Raw genomic sequence first — 20,713 nt, 5'->3', positions numbered from 1 at the left:
TACCGTACCGAACACCACGTCGTCACGACCGGACAATCGCCCCAGTACCTGCGCCCATGCCAGGTGCATCAGACTTGCAGCGCTGACACCCAGGCGCCGCGCCTGACTGCGCAGGTTGCGGCTCAGCGTGGCGTCGAGGCTCAACCGGGCCTGCGTGGCCAGCCCTTCCTGCGCCGGGTTCTGCCCGTAAGGCAAGGTGGGTTCGTCGACGTCGCCGAGCATCTCGCGGAAGAACGCTTCGTGCTGCTGGTCGCTCAGCCCCGACAGGGTGTGCGCCACGTAATTGCGATACGGCACGGGTTCGACCAGACGCTGCGGCTGACCGATCAGGACCGCCTGCATCTCGTGTTGCAGCACCTCCAGCGCCACGTGATCCATGACCAGGTGATGGAACAGCAACAACGCCACCACCCGCTGATTGGCTGAATCCCACGCGTGCACTACGCGCATCAGCGGCGCCTGATTGACGGCCATGCGGTACTGCGCGGCGTCGAAGCGCCGGCGCAATTGCTCCAGTACATCACCGTCCGCGCCATCCAGTTCCAGCGCTTCGCACGCCAGCGGCGCCTCACGCCAGACCACTTGCACCGGGTCTTGCAGGCCGTCCCAGAACAGCGAGGTGCGCAGGATGTCGTGGCGCTGGATTACGTTCTGCAAGGCTTGGGTGAAGCTGTTCAAGCGTTGCTCATCGGCAAACGCAAACTGCGCCTGCAACACATACGGATCGCCCTGGGCGGCGGACAAGTGATGAAAGAGGATGCCGGTCTGCAACGGCGCCAGCGGATAGATGTCCTGCACATTGGCCACGCCGCCGGGGATGCTGGCGACGATGCGGTCAATGCTCGGCTGGTCGAGCGCCACCAGTGGCAGCAGCTCGGGAGTGATGCGCATGCAGTCCGCCGGGATGAGGTTGGCCGCGACTTCGGCCTCCGGTTCACCGCCCACCGCAGCGGCCAGTGCGGCGAGGGTCGGCTGGTTGAACAGCACGCGGATGTCGGCGCTCAGGCCGGCACGGCGCATCCGCGCCACCAGATTCACCGCCAACAGTGAGTGGCCACCCAGTTCAAAGAAATGGTCGTGGCGCCCTACCCGCTCAACCTTGAGCAACTCGGCCCAGAGCTCCGCGAGGGCGATTTCCACTTCGCCGACCGGCTCTTCATATTCACGGGCGGTCAGCGCCGCCAGATCCGGCGCCGGCAACGCCTTGCGGTCGAGTTTGCCGTTGGGGCTCAGCGGCAGTGCATCGAGATGCACGAATACGGCAGGCACCATGTAGTCCGGCAGGTTTTCCAGCAGATGGCTGCGCAGCACGTCGGTTTCCAGCTGTGCGCCGGTGTAGTACGCGACCAGACGCTTGTCCCCCGGCACGTCTTCGCGAGCCAGTACGGCGGCTTCCTGCACGCCATCGATCTGGGTCAGGCGTGCCTGAATCTCGCCGAGCTCGATGCGCAAACCACGGATCTTCACCTGATCGTCGTTGCGACCGAGGTATTCGATATTGCCGTCCGCCAGATAACGGGCGACGTCACCCGTGCGGTACATCCGCCCGTTGCTCTGGAACGGATCGTCGAGGAAGCGTTCGGCGTTCAGTTCCGGGCGATTCAGATAACCGCGCGCCACCTGCACGCCGCCGATGTACAACTCGCCGACCACGCCGTGCGGCACCGGTTGTTGCTGGGCATCGAGGATGTACATGCGGGTGTTGGCGATCGGTTTGCCGATCGGCGTGTTGTCCGGTGTACTTTCCAGCGGTCCGGCGCAGTTCCACGCGGTCACGTCCACTGCCGCTTCGGTCGGGCCGTAGAGGTTGTGCAATTGGCTGCCCGGCAGTTGCTGTTTGAAGCGGCGCACCACGCTGCCCGGCAGGGCTTCGCCGCTGCACATCACCTGACGCAGGCTGCTGCAGCGTGCGGTGTCGGCGTGGGCGAGAAAGACGTCGAGCATCGAGGGAACAAAGTGCAGCGTGGTGATGTGTTCGCGTTCGATGATTTCGCTGAGATACAGCGGATCCTTGTGTCCCTCGGGCCGGGCCATGACTAATCGGGCGCCAGTCATCAACGGCCAGAAGAACTCCCAAACCGAGACGTCGAAGCTGAACGGGGTTTTCTGCAACACCGTGTCGGCAGAACTCAGTTGGTAAGCGTCCTGCATCCACAACAGGCGGTTGACTACCCCGCTATGTTCGTTGATCACGCCTTTCGGTTGGCCAGTGGAACCGGAGGTATAGATCACGTACGCGGTGTGCTGCGGGACCAGTTCGGCTATCGCAAGATTGTCTGTCGGCAGCGATTGCCAATGCGGCTGATCCAGATCGATCACCGGCACCGCGACTTCGCCGAGCAACGAACGCGTCGCCCCCTGCACCAGCACCGCCAGCGGCGCGCTGTCTTCCAGCATGTAAGCCAGACGCTCCAGCGGATACGCCGGATCCAGCGGCACATAACCGCCGCCAGCCTTGAGGATCGCCAGCAGCCCGATCACCATGTCCAGACCGCGTTCGACGCAGAGCGCCACCCGTGAGTCCGGCCCTACGCCCAATTCGCGCAGGTGCCGCGCCAGTTGATTGGCCCGGGCGTTGAGTTCGGTAAAGCTCAGACGCTGCTCGTCACTTTGCAGCGCAATAGCCTGCGGCGTGCGCGCCACTTGCGCTTCGAACAGACCATGAATGGTCTGCTCAAGGTCGTAATCGACCTCGGTGGCATTGAACTCGACCAACAAACGCTGCTGTTCCTCCTCCGCCAGCAGCGGCGCCTGTTCCAGCAGCGCCTGATCATTGCCGACCATCGCCTGCAACAGGCGCTGGAAATAACCGACGAAGCGCTCGACCGTGCTCTGGTCGAACAACGCCGTGGCGTATTCCAGCGATCCGCGAATGATGCCGTTGGACTCACTGAGGCTCAGCGACAGGTCGAACTTGGCAAAATGGCTAGGCTCGGCCACGCCTTCCAGCGTCAGTTCGCCGAGGGCCAGCGCCGGGCTTTCGAGACCGTCCCAACTGAGCAAGGTCTGGAACAACGGGCTGTGCGCCAGGCTGCGCACGGGCCGGGTGATTTCCACCACTTGCTCGAACGGCAGATCCTGATGCGCCTGCGCTTGCAGGGTTTGCGCCTTGACCCGCGCCAGCAGCGCTTCGACGCTCAGCTCGCCCGAGGTGTCGATGCGCAAGGCCAGAGTGTTGACGAACATGCCGATCAGGCCTTCGATTTCGGCGCGGGTGCGGTTGGCCACTGGCGAACCGATCACCACGTCCGCCTGTCCGGACAAGCGGCTGAGCAGCATCGCCCAGGCACTCATCAGCGTCATGTACAGGGTCACACCGTGGCGCTGGCCCAAAGCTTTGAGCCCGGCGCTCAGGCGCTCGTCGAGCACCACGGCAACGCTGCTGCCGGCATAGTCCTGCTGCGCCGGGCGCGGCCGATCGGTCGGCAGCATCAACAGCGCCGGGGCGCCAGCGAGGGTCTGTTGCCAGTATTCGCTCTGGCGTTGCAGCACCTCGCCGCTGAGCCAGCGCCGTTGCCACACCGCGTAGTCGGTGTATTGCAGCGCCAGCGGCGGCAACGGATCCGGCTGGCCATGACTGAACGCCTGATACAGCGCCATCAGCTCGCGGGTCAAAACCCCCATCGACCAACCGTCAGAGATGATGTGGTGCAGGGTCAGCAACAGCACATGGTGATCGTCGGCCAACCGCACCAGTCGCCCGCGAATCAACGGATCGTCCTGCAAGTCGAACGGCCCGGAGGCTTCGCCCTGAATCAGCGCCTGCAGGGTTTCCTCAGGTTGCGGGTGCTGGCGCAGGTCTTCGACCCGCAGCAGCAGACCGGTATCCACTGGGGCAATCAGCACCTGCGCTTCGTCGTTGAATTGCGCGAAACGGCTGCGCAGGGTTTCGTGGCGGGCGACGATCCGCGCCAGTGCGCGTTGCAGCGCCGCGTCGTCGAGACGGCCACGCAGCCGCAGGGCCACGGGAATGTTGTAGGCGGTGTTGGCGCCTTCCATTTGCGCGAGGAACCACAGGCGTTGCTGGGCGAACGACAGCGGCAACGCGCCGTCACGCGGTACCGGCACGATCTGTGGTTGCGCACAGCGTCCGGCCTCGCTCAGCACTGACGCAACCGCCGCCAGTTCGGCGTTGGCGAACAGATCGCTCAGCGCCAGCTCGACACCCAGGCGCTGGCGCACTTGCGAAACCATGCGCATCGCCAGCAACGAATGCCCGCCGAGTTCGAAAAAGTGATCCTGACGCCCGACCCGCTCGACTTGCAGCACGTCGGCCCAGATCTGCGCCAACGCGGTTTCCACCTCGCCGTCGGGCGCTGCGTACTCGCGGGTGAACAGCGCCGCCAGATCCGGCGCCGGCAAGGCCTTGCGGTCGACCTTGCCATTGGCGGTCAGCGGCAGCGCGGCGAGTTTGACGAACGCGGTCGGCACCATGTACTCCGGCAAACGGCTGAGCAATTGCGCGCGCAACTCGCCCACCGGCAGCGCTTCGACCTGCGCCTGTTCGGTGAAGTAGGCCACCAGTCGCGGCTGGCCGGGTTGATCTTCGCGGGCCAGCAGCACCGCTTCCTGAATCCCCGGCAACTGGTTGAGGCAGGTTTCGATCTCGCCCAACTCGATGCGTACGCCACGGATCTTCACCTGATCGTCGTTGCGCCCTAGGTACTCGAGGTTGCCGTCCTCGCGCCAGCGCGCAAGGTCACCGGTGCGGTACATCCGCGCATTGGGTGCGCTGCTGAACGGGTCACGCAAAAAGCGCTCGGCAGTCATTTGCGGGCGGTTCAGGTAGCCACGGGCGACCCCGGCACCGCCAACGTACAACTCGCCCGCCACGCCAATTGGCACAGGGCGCTGCTGTTCGTCGAGCAGGTACACCGTGGCATTGCTCAGCGGTTTGCCGATGTGCAGCGCGTCGCCGCTTTGCACCAGACCTGAGGTTGCGACCACTGTGGCCTCGGTCGGGCCGTAGTTGTTGATCACGTCGAAATGCTGGTTGCGATTGAACTGCCGCAAGCGGTCGCCGCCGATCAACAACGTGCGCAGGGTCGGGTGTTCGAGGTTCTGGCTGAAGGCGTATTCGGCCACCGGGGTCGGCAGGAAGCTCACGTCCAGCGGCTGCGCGCACCACCACGCCAGCAAGGCATCGATGTCTTCGCCGCCCTCGTGGGTCGGCGCCAGATGCAGGGTCGCGCCTGCGCACAACGCCGGCCAGACTTCCCAGGCCATCGCATCGAAACCGAAACCGGCGAGGCTTGAGGTGTGGCGACCGGCACAGAGGTCGAACGCGGTGCAGTGCCAGTCGACCAGGTTGCTCAAGGTGTGATGCTCGACCATCACGCCTTTGGGCAGACCGGTGGAACCGGAGGTGTAGATCACGTAGGCCAGGTTTTCGGTACTCAGGCCGGGAACGCGCGGATTCTGGGTCACGCCCTGCGGCCAGTTGCAGCGGTCGAGTTCGAGTACCGGCACGGTCAGCGTCGGCAAGCGCTCGCGCAGATTGTTTTGGGTCAGCACCGCCACTGGCGCGCTGTCGTCGAGCAGGTAGTTCAAGCGCTCCGCCGGGTGCGCCGGGTCAATCGGCACGTAACCGGCGCCGGCCTTGAGGATCGCCACCAGTCCGACCAGGGTGTCCAGCCCACGGCGGGCGACGATGGCGACTCGATCGTCAGGCTTCACGCCCAAGCCGATCAGATGCTGCGCCAAGGCGTTGGCCTGACGATTGAGTTCGGCGTAGGTCAGTTGCGCGTCGGCAAACACTGCCGCCAGCGCGTCCGGCCGTTCGGCCACCTGCGCCTCGAAACGTTGCTGAATGGTCTGTGCAGCAGGGAAATCCACTTGAGTGGCATTGAAGCCGCGCAACAGCTGTTCAAGCTCTGCCGCCGGCAGGATCGGCAATTGATTGACCGGTGTCTGCGGCGCCTGCTCCAGGGCGAGCAGCAGGTTCTGCAGTGCGCAGAGCAGGTAGTCGCAGATGCGCTGCGGATCGGTCTCGGTGCTGGCCAGCAGGGTCAGGCTGAAGGCGTCACCGAGGTCATCGACACTCATCGTCAGCGGATAGTTGCTGCGCTCTTCGGAGTGCAACGTGGAGATACCGTCCCACGCCGCGAGGGTTTCGGCGCTGGCGGTGGCGACGTTGTGGCTGTGACGATAATTGAGCAGCGTGCTGAACAGCGGCGTCGGCGCCACCACGTGGCTGCAGCGCTGAGCCAGGGCCAGCGGTGCGTGTTCGTGCCGCATCAGCGTGGTCAACCGGGCGTGGGTGGCGTTGACCGCCGCGCGCACGTCCTGCCCGTCGATGTTCACCCGCAACGGCAAGGTGTTGATGAAAATCCCCAGCGCCCGGTCAATCGCTTCGGCGCCCTGCATGCGGCCCATCAGCACGGTGCCGAACACCACTTGCTGCTTGCCGGTCAGCGCGGCCAGCACCTGCGCCCAGCCGAGATGGAACAGGCTGGCGACACTGACGCCGAGCGTCCGCGCCTGCGCCCGCAGACGCTGGCCCAATAGCGCCGCGACCGGCACGCTGAGTTCGACGATTTCGCTGCCGTCACCCTGCACATCCTGCAAGCCGTAGGGCAGCGTCGGTTCGTCGATGTCGCTGAGCATCTCGCGGAAAAACGCCTCGTGCTCGGCCTCGCTGACGCCCAGACGCGCCTGCGCCACGTAGTTGCGAAACGGCACCGGGCGCCCGAGCCGTTCACGCTGCCCGGTGAGGCAGGCGCGCATTTCGTGGCGCACCACGTCGAGGGCCGAGTGGTCGAGGGCCATGTGATGGAACAACAGCGTGGCGATCACCCGCTGCCCGGCCTCATCCCACGCGTGGGCCAGACGCATCAGCGGCGCCTGGGTAACGTCGAGGCGGAAGTGCCGGGCGTCGAAACGCTCATGCAGATACGCCAGAACGTCGTTGGCGGCATCTGGCAGCGTCACGTCTTCCACCGGCAGTTCGGCCCGGCGCCAGACCACCTGCACCGGCGCGTCCAGTCCGGCCCAATGCACAGCGGTGCGCAGAATGTCATGGCGATCGATCACTGCTTGCAGCGCTTGAGCGAACGCTTGAAAACGCTCGCGGCTGGCAAAGGCGAAATGCGATTGCATGACATACGGATCACCGTCACCGCCACTGACGTGGTGATACAGGATGCCTTCCTGCAGCGGCGCCAGCGGGTAGATGTCCTGCACGTTGGCTGCGCCGCCGGGGACTTGTGCGACGAGGTGGTCGATGGTCGCCTGATCGAGCTCGACCAGCGTCAGCATCGCCGGGGTGATGCGCGTGGTGCCGGCAACGATGCCGTTGGCCGGCACCTCGACCTGGCCGTGCTTGCTGGCCGAGTACTGCCCGGCCTTGATCAGTTCGATCAGCGCCGGTTTGTGCTCGCGCAACAGCGCCAGCAACGCCGGGTCGTTCAACGCCTGCTTGTTGCCATTGACCCGCAATTGGTCGTCCGCGACCGCCAGCTGAATATCTTTAGCCTTCAATGTGGCCAACAGTTCGATCACGTTCACAGGACGATCTCCATTCGTTCGGTAATTGCGGCGTAGCCGGCCAGGGTCGGATGTTCGAACAGCGACCTGACATCGGCTTCCATGCCTTCCTGACGCAGCCGGCCGATCAGACTGACCGCCAGCAGCGAGTGCCCACCCAGTTCGAAGAAATGATCGTGGCGCCCTACCCGCTCGACGTTGAGCAACTCGGCCCAGAGCCGTGCGAGGGTGATTTCGACGTCGCCCACCGGGGCTTCGTATTCGCGCACCGGCAATGCGGCCAGATCCGGCGCCGGCAGCGCCTTGCGGTCGAGCTTGCCGTTGGGGCTCAGCGGCAATGCATCGAGATGCACGAACAGCGCGGGCACCATGTAGTCCGGCAGTTTTTCCAGCAGATGGCTGCGCAGCACGTCGACTTCCAGGCGTGCCCCGGTGTAGTACGCCACCAGACGTTTGTCGCCGGACGCATCTTCGCGGGCGAGTACGGCGGCTTCCTGGATGCCGTCGATCTGGGTCAAACGCGCCTGAATCTCGCCGAGCTCGATGCGCAAACCACGGATCTTCACCTGATCGTCGTTGCGACCGAGGTATTCAATGTTGCCGTCCGGCAGGTAACGCGCGATGTCGCCGGTGCGGTACATCCGCCCATTGGCCTGGAACGGATCGTTGAGGAAGCGCTCGGCGTTCAGTTCCGGGCGATTCAGATAACCGCGCGCCACTTGCACGCCGCCGATGTACAGCTCACCCACCACGCCGTGCGGCACCGGTTGCTGCTGGGCATCGAGGATGTACATGCGGGTGTTAGCGATCGGTTTGCCGATCGGCGTGTTGTCTGGCGTTTGTTCCAGCGGCCCGGCGCAGTTCCACGCGGTCACGTCCACCGCTGCCTCGGTCGGGCCGTAGAGGTTGTGTAGTCCGCTGCCCGACAGTTGCTGTTTGAAGCGTCGTACCACGCTGCCCGGCAGGGCTTCGCCGCTGCACATCACCTGACGCAGACTGCTGCAACGTGCGGTTTCGGCGTGGGCGAGAAAGACGTCGAGCATCGACGGTACGAAGTGCAGCGTGGTGATGTGTTCGCGCTCGATGATTTCGCTGAGGTATTGCGGATCCTTGTGCCCTTCAGGTCGGGCCATGACCAGTCGTGCGCCGGTCATCAGCGGCCAGAAGAACTCCCAGACCGAGACGTCGAAGCTGAACGGGGTCTTTTGCAGCACCGTGTCAGTGGAACTCAGTTGGTAAGCGTCCTGCATCCACAGTAGGCGGTTGACCACCCCGCTATGTTCGTTGATCACGCCTTTCGGCTGGCCGGTAGAGCCGGAGGTGTAGATCACGTACGCAGTGTGCTGCGGGGTCAGCTCAGCGAGCGATAGATTGTCCGTCGGCAGCGATTGCCAGTACGGCTGATCCAGGTCGATCAGCGGCACCGCTATATCGCCGAGCAACGAACGCGTCGAACCCTGCACCAGCACCGCCAGCGGCGCGCTGTCCTCCAGCATGTAGGCCAGACGTTCCAGCGGATACGCCGGGTCCAGCGGCACATAACCGCCACCGGCCTTGAGGATCGCCAGCAGCCCGACCACCATGTCCAGACCGCGCTCGACGCAGATAGCCACCCGCGCATCCGGCCCTACACCCAATTCACGCAGGTGCCGCGCCAGTTGATTGGCTCGGGCGTTGAGTTCGGCGTAGCTCAGTTGCGGCTCACCCGCGACCACGGCGGGCGCCTGCGGCGAACGCGCCACTTGCGCTTCAAACAAGCCATGAATGGTCTGCTCAAGGTCGTAATCGACGTCCGTGGCATTGAGGCCGAACAGCAACTGCTGGCGCTCGGCATCCGCCAGCACCGGCAGGCGGTTCAAGGTCTGCTGCGGTGTCTGTTCCAGTGCCTCGACCAGCCCCGCCAGCGCCTGCTGCATAAAGCCACACACCCGTGCCGCGCCTATGCGCGAAGGGGTCATGGCGGTGAGGATAAAACCTTCGCCCAGGTCATCGACATTGAGACTCAGCGAATAGTTGGTGCGCTCTTCGCTGGAAAGATTTTCGATGCCCTGCCAGCTCAGACGCGTGGCCTGCTGCTGTTCCTCGCTGACGCTGTGTCGGTAATTGAGCATCGCGCTGAACAGCGGCGACGGCGCGGCCAACCCGCTGCAACGCTGGGCCAATGCCAGTGACGCATGTTCATGGCCGAGCAATGCGGTCAGTTGCGCATGGGTCGCACGCACGCCGGCACGCACCGAAACATCACCCAGATCCACCCGCAGCGGCAGCGTATTGATGAACATCCCCAGACCGCGATCGGCGCCGGTACCGCCCTGCATCCGCCCCAGCAGCACGGTGCCGAACACCACGCGCGCATGTCCGGAAGTCGCCGCCAATACCTGAGCAAACGCCAGATGGAACAGGCTCGCGACGCTTACGCCCATCTGCCGCGCCTGGCTGCGCAGGCGCCGCGCCAGCGCTTCGGGCACGTTCTCCCGGACTTCTTCGATATCCTGCCCGTCGCCGCGCACCTCCAGCAGACCGAACGGCAGCGTCGGCTCGTCGATGTCACCGAGCATCGCGCGGAAGAACGCTTCGTGTTCCTGCTCACTGACGCCCAGCCGGGTCTGCGCCACGTAGTTGCGATAGGGCACGGCCGGCAGCAGTGCTTCGTCGTGACCAAAGAGGATCGCTTGCATTTCCTCCTGCACCACGGCCAGCGCCGTGTGGTCCATGGCGATGTGATGGAACAGCAGCATGGCGACCACCCGGTCATTGGCCGGATCCTGCGCGTACACCAGGCGAATCAGCGGCGCCTGACTGAGGTCGATGCGGTAATGCCGCGCGTCGAAACGCTCATACAACTGCGCCAGAACATCACCGCCCGCCGGATCGAATGCAACCTCCTGCAGCGGCAGCTCGGCTTCACGCCAGACCACTTGCACCGGCGTCGCCAGCCCTTCCCAGACCACTCCGGTGCGCAGGATGTCATGGCGAGTCATGACCTGGCGCAGCGCAGCGGCAAAGGCCTGCAAGCGTTCGAGGCTGTCGAATGCCAGGCGCGATTGCAGTAGGTACGGATCACCCTGCCCGGCGCTCAAGTGGTGATAAAGAATGCCTTCCTGCAACGGCGCCAGCGGATAAATATCCTGCACATTGGCGGCCCCGCCTGGCACCGTGGCGACGATGCGCTCGATGCTGGCCTGATCCAGTTGCAGCAGGGTCAGCATGTCTGGAGTGATATGCGTGCAACCGAGTGGAATCAGGTTATCCGGCACCGCGACTTCGCGACCGCTGCCGACGGCGGCCGCCAGCGCGGCCAGGGTTGGCTGGCTGAACAGCACGCGCACGTCGGTGCTCAGGCCGAGCTGACGCATGCGCTCGATCAGGGTCACCGCCAGCAGCGAATGCCCGCCCAGTTCGAAGAAGTTGTCGTGACGTCCGACCTGTTCGACTTGCAGCACCTCGGCCCAGACCTGCGCCAGCGCAGTTTCCACCGGCCCTTGCGGCGCTGCGTATTCGCGGCTGAGCCAGGCGTCCTGATCCGGTTCGGGCAAGGCCTTGCGGTCGAGTTTTCCGTTGGCGGTCAGCGGCAGCGCCTCAAGCCGGACGTAGGCTGCCGGCACCAGTGCCTGCGGCAGACGCGCTTGCAGATGCGCACGCAGCTCTTCGATATCGACCGCTGCGCGGGCAGTGAACCAGGCGATCAACCGCGCCTCGCGCACCAGCACCACCGCGTCCTGCACCGCCGCATGGCTGGACAGCGCGGCTTCGATTTCCCCCAGTTCCACCCGCACGCCGCGCAGTTTGACCTGATCGTCGTTACGCCCCAGGTACTCGATATTGCCGTCGGCCAGCCAGCGCGCGAGGTCGCCGGTGCGGTACATGCGCGCCTGCGGTTCGTCACTGAACGGGTCTTCGAGGAAGCGTTCGGCGGTCAGCTCGGGACGGTTCAGATAACCACGGGCGACACCCGCGCCACCGACGTACAGTTCGCCCGCCACGCCAACCGGCACCGGACGTTGCTGTTCATCGAGCAGGTAGATTCTGGCGTTGCTCATCGGCCGGCCGATATGCAGCAGCTGTCCGGCATTGATGTGCCCGGACGTCGCGACCACCGTGGCTTCGGTCGGGCCGTAGTTGTTGATCACGGCAAAGGTCTGCTCACGCGGGAACTGGCGCAACTTGTCGCCACCGATCAACAGCGTGCGCAAGGTCGGGTGACCCAGCTCACGACTGAAGGCGTATTCGGCAATCGGCGTCGGCAGGAAGCTCACTTGCAACGGTTGCGCGCGCCACCAGTCGAGCAGTTCATCGAGGTGTTCGTTGCTGATCGACGGCGGCGGCAGGTGCAGGGTCGCGCCGACACACAGCGCCGGCCAGACCTCCCAGGCCATCGCGTCGAAACCGCAACCGGCGACGCTGGCGGTGTGGCTGCCGGCATGCAGGTCGAACGCCTCGCAGTGCCAGTGCACAAGGTTTTCCAGGGTTGCGTGTTCGACCATCACGCCTTTCGGCTGGCCGGTCGAACCCGAGGTGTAGATCACGTAGGCCAGATGCGCCGGGGTCAGCGTCGGCAGTTGTGGATTGGTCTCCGCCAGGTGCTGCCAGAGGTTCTGATCCAGATCGATCACCGGCACCCGGCCCAGCAGCTCGCGGGTCGAGCCCTGCGCCAGCACCGCCACCGGATCGCTGTCCTGCAACAGGTAGGCGATGCGCTCCGCCGGGTACGCCGGGTCGACCGGCACATAACCGGCGCCAGCCTTGAGAATCGCCAGCAGCGCCACCAGCATTTGCGGGCTGCGTGGCAGGCACACGGCAATCCGGTCGTCTGGTTGCACGCCGAGGCCGAGCAAGTGATGCGCCAGGCGATTGGCCTCCTGATTGAGTTGCGCATAGGTCAGCTGTTGCGTGCCCTGCACCACCGCCAGTGCCTGCGGCTGCTGCGAGGCCTGCACTTGCACCAGTGTCTGAATCGTTGCACCGCGCGGATAGGCCGTTGCGGTCGGATTGAAACCGACCAGCAAGCGCTCGTATTCATCGACCGAGAGAATCGGCAAACGGTTGAGCGGACGCTGTGGCGCCTGCTCCAGTGCGTGCAGCAGATGCTCCAGCGCGGTGTGCATGTAGCTGCAGATGCGTTGCGCGCCGATCTGCGTCAACGCCAGCACGGACAGGGAAAAGTCTGCGCCGAGATCGTCGACGCTGAGGGTCAGCGGATAGTTGCTGCGCTCTTCGCCGCCGAGCAATTGCACGCCTTCCCAGATGCCCTGACCGTCACGCGGCTGCGCCTCGGCGACGGTATGCCGGTAGTTGAGCAGTGCGCTGAACAGCGGCGCGCCGGACACCGCGCTGCAGCGCTGAGCCAGCGCCAGTGGTGCGTGTTCATGGGCCAGCAGCGCGGTCAGCCGTGCGTGGGTGGTCTTGACAGCCGACTGCACGCCTTCGCTGACATCCACCCGCAGCGGCAAGGTGTTGATGAACACGCCCAGGGTGCGATCCGCGCCCTCGCCGCCCTGCAAACGCCCCAACAGCACCGTACCGAACACCACGTCGCGACGGTTGGCAAGCACCCCCAACACCTGCGCCCAGGCCAGGTGCATCAGGCTCGCCGGGCTGACACCCAACTGCCGCGCCTGTTCACGCAGGCGCAGAGTCAACCCGGCATCCACGGCTTGCTGCGCCTCCTCGATGTCGCCGCCATCGCCTTGCACGTCATGCAGACCGAACGGCAGGGTCGGTTCATCGATATCGCCAAGCATGTCGCGGAAGAACGTTTCGTGCTCCTGCTCGCTGGCGCCCAGACGCGCCTGCGCCACGTAGTTGCGGTACGGCATCGGCGTGCCGAGGCGGTCGGCCTGATCGAACATGAAAGCACGCATTTCCTGGCCGACCACCTCCATGGCGGTGTGGTCGAGAATCAAGTGCTGGAACAGGATGATCGCCACCACACGTTGCTGTGCCGGGTCTTCGGCGTAGACGATGCGCATCAGCGGCGCCTGGCTCAGGTCGAGGCGGTTGTGCCGGGCATCGAAGCGCGCGTGCAACTGTTCAAGAACGTCGCCCTGCGCCGGATCCAGCGGCACCGCCTGCACCACCAGCGGCGCCTGACGCCAGACCACTTGCTGCGGACTCGCCAGCCCTTCCCAGACCACGCTGGTGCGCAGAATGTCGTGACGCGCGATGACCTGCTGCAAGGCTTGGCTGAAGGTGCGCAGGCGCTCGACGCTGTCGAAGATCAGCCGCGATTGCAGCAGGTACGGATCGCCCTGTTCGGCGCTCAAGTGGTGGTAAAGAATGCCTTCCTGCAGCGGTGCCAGCGGATAGATGTCCTGCACGTTGGCAGCCCCGCCCGGCACGGTGGCGACGATGCGCTCGATGCTCGCTTGATCGAGTTCAGTCAGGCTGAGCATGTCCGGGGTGATGTGCGTGCAGCCCGGCGGAATGCGGTTGGCCGGCACCTCAATTTCGCGACCGCTGCCCACAGCGGCCGCCAATGCGGCCAGAGTCGGCTGATTGAACAACACGCGCACGTCGGCCGCGAGGTCGATCTGGCGCATGCGCTCGATCAGGCTCACCGCCAGCAGCGAATGCCCGCCCAGTTCGAAGAAGTTGTCGTGACGACCGACCCGCTCGACGTTCAGCACGTCGATCCAGATCTGCGCCAGCGCAGTTTCCACCGCACCTTGTGGCGCTTCATATTCGCGGCTGAGCCACGCGCCCTGCTCCGGTTCAGGCAAGGCCTTGCGGTCAATCTTGCCGTTGGCGGTCAGCGGCAATGCATCCAGCCGCACGTAAGCCGCCGGCAGCAGCGCATCCGGCAAGCGTGCCTGTAAATGCGCGTGCAACTGTTGAATATCGACCGCCGTGCGCTCGGTGAACCACGCAATCAGCCGCCCATCGCGAACCAGCACCACCGCTTCCTGCAGCGCAACGTGGCTGCCGAGCGCGGCTTCGATTTCACCGAGTTCGATACGCACGCCACGCAGTTTGACCTGATCGTCGTTGCGCCCCAGGTACTCGATGTTGCCGTCGGCCAGCCAGCGCGCCTGATCGCCGGTGCGGTACATGCGTGCCTGCGGCTCGTCGCTGAACGGATCGAAGAGGAACTGCGCAGCGCTAAGCTCCGGGCGATTCAGATAACCCCGCGCCACACCCGCCCCGCCGACATACAACTCGCCCGCTACACCCACCGGCACCGGACGCTGCTCAGCGTCCAGCACATAGATTTTGGCGTTAGCGATCGGGCGGCCGATATGCAGCGGCTGGTCAAGCTCTACCCGCCCCGAGGTGGCGACCACCGTGGCTTCGGTCGGGCCATAGTTGTTGATCACTTCAAAGGTTTGCTGGCGATTGAACTGACGCAGTCGATCGCCGCCGATCAGCAGCGTACGCAAGGTCGGGTGCTGCAATTGCCGGCTGAACGCGTATTCGGCCACCGGCGTCGGCAGGAAGCTGACCTGCAACGGCTGCGCGCACCACCAGTCGAGCAGCTCGTCGAGGTGCTCGTTGCGGATCGACGGCGGCGGCAGGTGCAAGGTCGCGCCAACACACAGCGCCGGCCAGACTTCCCAGGCCATGGCATCGAAACCGAAACCGGCGACACTCGCGGTCTGGCTGCCGGCCTGCAAGTCAAAGGCTTCAGCGTGCCAGTGCACGAGGTTTTCCAGAGTCGCATGCTCGACCATCACGCCTTTCGGTTGGCCGGTGGAGCCGGAGGTGTAGATCACGTAAGCCAGATGGTTCGGCGTCAATGCCGGCACCTGCGGATTGGCATCCGACAGGTGCTGCCAGAGGTCGTTGTCCAGATCGATGACCGGCACGCCACCGAGCAGATCGCGAGTCGATGCCTGCGCCACCACCGCCACCGGGGCGCAGTCCTGCAACAGATAGGCGATGCGTTCCGCCGGATACGCTGGATCAACCGGCACATAACCGGCGCCGGCCTTGAGGATCGCCAGCAACGCGACCAGCATGTCCGGGCTGCGCCGGGCACACAGGGCGACCCGGTCATCGGGCTGCACACCGAGGCCAATCAGGTGATGTGCCAGACGATTGGCCCGTTGATTGAGTTCGCCATAGCGCAACTGCTGCGCACTTTGCACCGCCGCCAAGGCCTCGGGATGCGCTGCCGCCTGAACCTCGAACAAACGCTGCACGGTTTGCGCCGGCGGGTATTGGCGACCGGTGATGTTAAACCCGACCACGACCCGCTGGCGTTCGCTCGGCGACAGCACCGAAATCTGTCGCAGCGGTGTGGCCGGATTGTGCTCCAGCGCCGTCAGCAGATTGTGCAGCGCGGTCTGCAAGTAATCGCAGACCCGCGCACCATCCACCTGCGGCACCGCTTGCACGCTAAGGCGGAAACCGGTGCCGAGGTCGTCGACGCTGACCACCAGCGGATAGTTGCTGCGCTCGCGCGAGCTGAGAATCTCGATCCCGTCCCAGGTCACACCAGCCGGTTCGGCCGCGCTGTGGCGATAGTTGAGCAAGCTGCTGAACAGCGGCAGCGACGCGGCAACACCGCTGCAACGCTGGGCCAGCGACAGCGAGGCCTGCTCATGCGCCAGCAGTTGCGCCAGACGTTCATGGGTAGCGCGCACGCCTTGCTGCACGTCGGTCGCGCCAACACTGACCCGCAACGGCAAGGTGTTGATGAACATGCCGAGTGCGCGGTCGGCGCCCTCGCCGCCCTGCATGCGCCCGAGCAGCACGGTGCCGAATACCACTTCCTCACGGCCCGAGACCTTTGCCAGCACCTGACCCCAGGCCTGGTGCACCAGACTCGCGGCGCTGATGCCGAGGCGCCGCGCCTGTTCGCGCAAGCGCTGGGCCACGCCCGAATCCAGCGCTTGCGCGCTCTCGACGCTGCTGCTGCCATCGCCATGCACGTCCTGCACACCGAAGGCCACAGTCGGCTCGTCGATGTCGCCGAGCATGTCGCGGAAGAACGCTTCATGCGCCTCGGCATTGGCCTGTTGCTGCGCCTGCGCCACGTAGTTGCGGTACTGCACCGGCATCGGCAAATCGGCGCCGCTCGGGTACAGGCTGTCGTTCATTTCCGCCAGCAACACTTCCAGTGCGGTGTGGTCGAGCACGATGTGGTGCAGCAACAGGATGCCGACCCAGCGCTGTTGTTCACGGTCTTCGGTGTAGGCCAGACGCATCAGCGGCGCGCGGCGCAGGTCGAGGCGGTAGTGCCGTGGATCGAACCGCGCCTGCATCTGCGCCAGCACATCGCCTTCCAGCAGGTCGGCGTCGATCCGCTCCAGTGCCAGCGGCGCTTCACGCCAGACCGCTTGCACCGGCTCTTCAAGCCCTTCCCAGACCACGCTGGTGCGCAGAATGTCGTGGCGCGCGATCACCGCATTCAACGCACGGACGAAGGCCTTGATCTGCGCCAGACCGGCGAAGGCGAATTGCGCCTGCAACACGTAGGGGTCACCGGCGCTGGTCGCCAGATGGTGATAGAGGATCCCCGCCTGCAAAGGTGCCAAGCCGTAAATGTCCTGAACATTGGCGACGCCGCTGGGCACGCTGGCGACCACGCGGTCGATGGCGGCCTGATCCAGCGTGGCCAGCGGCAACATGTCCGGGGTGATCCGCGTGCAATCGGCAGGAATCAGATTCTCCGGCACCTGCCGGGCGTGACGGTGACTCAAGGTCGCCGCCAATGCTGCCACGCTCGGCTGGCCGAACAGCACGCGCACGTCGCACTGCAAGTCGTGCTGGCGCATGCGCTCGATCAGTTTCACCGCCAACAACGAATGGCCGCCGAGTTCGAAGAAATTGTCGTGCCGCCCGACCTGCTCGACACCGAGCAGTCTCTGCCAGATGCCGGCGATCAGGGTTTCCACTGGCCCCAGCGGGGCTTCGAAACCGCGACGGGCGAACGCGTCGCTGTCCGGTTGTGGCAAGGCTTTGCGATCAAGCTTGCCGTTGGTGGTCAGCGGTATGGCGTCGAGGCGCACAAAGGCGCTCGGCACCATGTAGTCGGCCAGCGATTGCAGCAACGCGTCGCGCAATTGCGCGGCGCTCGGTTCAGTGCCTGCGGCGGCCAGCCAGTAGGCGACCAGACGCTTGTCACCGGGACTGTCTTCACGAGCGATCACCAGCGCTTCGCGCACACCGGCGCAGGCGGCGAGGCGAGCTTCAATTTCACCGAGTTCAATGCGGAAACCCCGGATCTTCACTTGATCGTCATTACGCCCCAGGTATTCGAGGCTGCCATCCGCTGACCAGCGCGCGAGGTCACCGGTCTTGTACAGGCGCGCTGCAGCACGGCCGCTGAACGGGTCGGCAATAAAGCGCTCAGCAGTCAACGCTTCACGATTGAGGTAGCCGCGGGCAACCCCGGCGCCACCGACGTACAACTCGCCGATCACGCCGGCCGGCACCGGTTCGCGCTGCGCGTCGAGCACGTACAGTTGCAGGTCGGGAATGCCCACGCCAATCGGGCTGCACCCGACCAGTAGCGAGTCCGCTGCCTCCAGTGGCCGATAGGTCACGTGCACCGTGGTTTCGGTGATGCCGTACATGTTCACCAACCGTGTACCGGCATTGCCGACCCGCGCGTACCACGGTTTGAGCAGGCCCGGTTCCAGCGCTTCGCCGCCGAAGATCACTTCGCGCAACGAGTGCTGCAGCGGGCTGCGGCCCTGCGCGGCGATCAACTGGCGGAAGGCGCTCGGCGTTTGATTGAGCACGGTGACGCCACTGTGGCACAGCAGCGCGTAGCAGTCGTCCGGCGAGCGGCTGACGGCCTGCGGCACCAGCAACAACTGGCCGCCAAACGCCAGCGCGCCCCAGATTTCCCACACCGAGAAATCGAAGGCGAAGGAATGGAACAGCGCCCACACGTCCTGCGGGTTGAAGTTGAACCAGTCGTGGGTCGCGGAAAACAGGCGCGTGACGTTGCGGTGTTCGACCATCACGCCTTTGGGCAGCCCAGTGGAGCCCGAGGTGTAGATCACGTAGGCGAGATGACTCGGACTCAGCTCGGGAATCTGCGGATTGCTGCTGAGTTCAGCCTGCAACTGCACACTGTCCAGATCGATGCTCGGCACTTCGAGCGCGCCAATCCGGTCCAGCGTATCGGCCTGAATCAGCAGCGCCACCGGGGCGCTGTCCTGCAGGGTGTAGGCGATGCGCTCCAGCGGATACGCCGGGTCGATTGGCACATAACCGGCGCCCGCCTTGAGGATACCGAGCAGGCCGATGAGCATTTGCGGGCCGCGCTCGACACAGATCGCCACGCGCTGATCCGGGCGAATTCCCTGTGCCAGCAGGTGATGCGCAAGCTGATTGGCGCGGCGGTTGAGCTCGCCGTAGCTCAGTGTCTGCTCCTCGAACAGCAGCGCTGTGGCCTCCGGGCGTGCCGCCGCATGCGCTTCGAACTGCTGATGAATCAACGGCGTTTCCGGGAATTGCGGCAACGGCGAGTTGACCCCGTGCACCAAGAATTCGCGCTCGGCGGCCGGCAGGATATTCAGGCGTTGCAGCGGCGCATCCGGAGTCGATTGCAAGGCCTGCAGCAGGCTGTGCAACGCGGTGTGCAGGTAAGCGGCGATGCGTTCGGCACCCAGCGCCGCATCCGCCAGCGCAGTGATGCGCAAGTCTTCGCCGAGGTCGTCGATGTTGATCGTCAGCGGGTAGTTGGTGCGCTCGCGGGCGCCCAGCACTTGCACGCCAGGGGCCAGTTCGCTGACCTCGGCGATCTCTTCGCTGCTGCTGTGGCGATAGTTGAGGATCGCGCTGAACAACGGCGTCGGCAGCGCCACCGCACTGCAACGTTGGGCCAGTGCCAGCGAGGTCTGTTCATGGCCGAGCAACGCGGTCAGGCGTCGATGGGTGGCCAGCACCCCGTCACGCACGCCGTCCGCCCCGACATCCACCCGCAGCGGCAAGGTGTTGATGAACATCCCCAGCGCCTGTTCGCCGCCCTCACCCGCCTCCATCCGCCCCAGCAACACGGTGCCGAACACCACAGCGGTGCGGCCCGACAACTGGCCGAGCACCCGCGCCAGCGCCAAGTGCATCAGGCTCGCCACACTGACCCCGAGCTGACGCGCCTGCGTGCGCAGTGGCCGGCTCAAGTCGGCGTCGAGCATCAGCACGGCTTCTTCGATGCTTTGGCCGTCGCCCTGCACGTCCTGCAGACCACAGGGCAAGGTCGGCTCGTCGATATCGGCGAGCATCTCGCGGAAAAACGCTTCGTGAACCTGCTCGTCCAGACGCAGACGGGCCTTGGCCAGGTGATCGCGATACGGCACCGGCGGCCCGACCTGCGCGGTCTGGCCGAGCAGGTGTGCGCGGGTTTCGCGGCGCACCACGTCGAGGGCGACGTGGTCCATGATCAGGTGGTGGAACAGCAACAGCGCAACCACGCGCCCGTTGGCCGGGTCCATGGCGTACACCAGACGCAGCAGCGGCGCCTGCTGGATGTCGAGGCGGAAGTATCGTGGATCATAGCGCTCCAGCAGTTGCGCCAATACATCCGCGCCCGGGTCGAGGGCGATTTCCTCGCAGTGCAGACGAGCCTGCCGCTGCACCACTTGCAGCGGTTCGTCCAGGCGTTCCCAGACAAACGAAGTGCGCAGAATGTCGTGGCGTTCGATCATCCACTGCAACGCCTCGGCGAAGGCCTCCAGCCGTTCGCGGCTGTCGAAGGCGAACCGCGCTTGTGACACGTAAGGATCGCCGGCGGGTGCCGACAGGTGCAGGTAAAGCATGCCCTCCTGCAACGGCGCCAGCGGGTAAATGTCCTGCAGGTTGGCGGCGCCACCGGGCACCTTGGCCACCAGCCGGTCGATGGTCGGCTGATCCAGTGTCACCAGCGGCAGCATGTCCGGGGTGATGCGAAACGCCGGGCTCAGCCAGTCGCCACCGTTTTGCGCGACCAGTTCCAGCAGCTGCGCCTTGTGTTCGCTGAGGCTGTCCCACAACGCATCGTCCAGCGCGTCGTCGCTGCCCAGGATGACCAGGTCTTCATCGTCCTGTTGAAGGCGGATCGCATGGGTGGAAAGAACAGCCATCAGTTCGCTGAAATGCATGGGATAACCTGCTGTAAATACGAGAAAAAGGAGCGCGCAGCCGCGAGTCCGTGCCTGCTGTGTGCAGCCTGGAAAAACTAAAACATCGGGGCTTGCGGGGCTGACATGGGAAGCGGGGACAAGCGTCCGGCTCGGTCGCCGCAATCACCCTGTAGGAGCTGCCGCAGGCTGCGATCTTTTGATCTTGCTGTTAAAAG

The 20,713-nt window shown here is 64.9% G+C and carries 2 protein-coding genes (1 of these 2 cut by a window edge); both read right to left on the bottom strand.

The window, feature by feature from the left end; all coding sequences use genetic code 11:
- On the bottom strand, window positions 1-7,506 hold the start of the coding sequence (locus tag ACTJKS_RS22030) for a non-ribosomal peptide synthase/polyketide synthase (RefSeq protein WP_262948581.1). Its footprint begins 10,317 nt before the window's first position; only the first 7,506 of its 17,823 coding nucleotides appear in the window; the start codon lies at window positions 7,504-7,506; the stop codon falls past the left edge of the window.
- On the bottom strand, window positions 7,503-20,516 hold the full coding sequence (locus ACTJKS_RS22025; protein WP_440828989.1) for an amino acid adenylation domain-containing protein: 13,014 nt from the start codon (window positions 20,514-20,516) through the stop codon (window positions 7,503-7,505). The genes ACTJKS_RS22030 and ACTJKS_RS22025 overlap by 4 nt, the downstream gene beginning before the upstream one ends.
- Window positions 20,517-20,713: the final 197 nt, after the last annotated feature.

Source organism: Pseudomonas sp. 22189, assembly GCF_052045635.1.
Taxonomy (GTDB): domain Bacteria; phylum Pseudomonadota; class Gammaproteobacteria; order Pseudomonadales; family Pseudomonadaceae; genus Aquipseudomonas; species Aquipseudomonas parakoreensis.
This window is presented reverse-complemented; position numbering and strand designations above follow the sequence as displayed.

Bases quoted from the DNA above. Each gene is read 5' to 3' on its own strand.
- ACTJKS_RS22025 (WP_440828989.1), bottom strand. From the start codon at position 20,516: ATGCATTTCAGCGAACTGATGGCTGTTCTTTCCACCCATGCGATCCGC.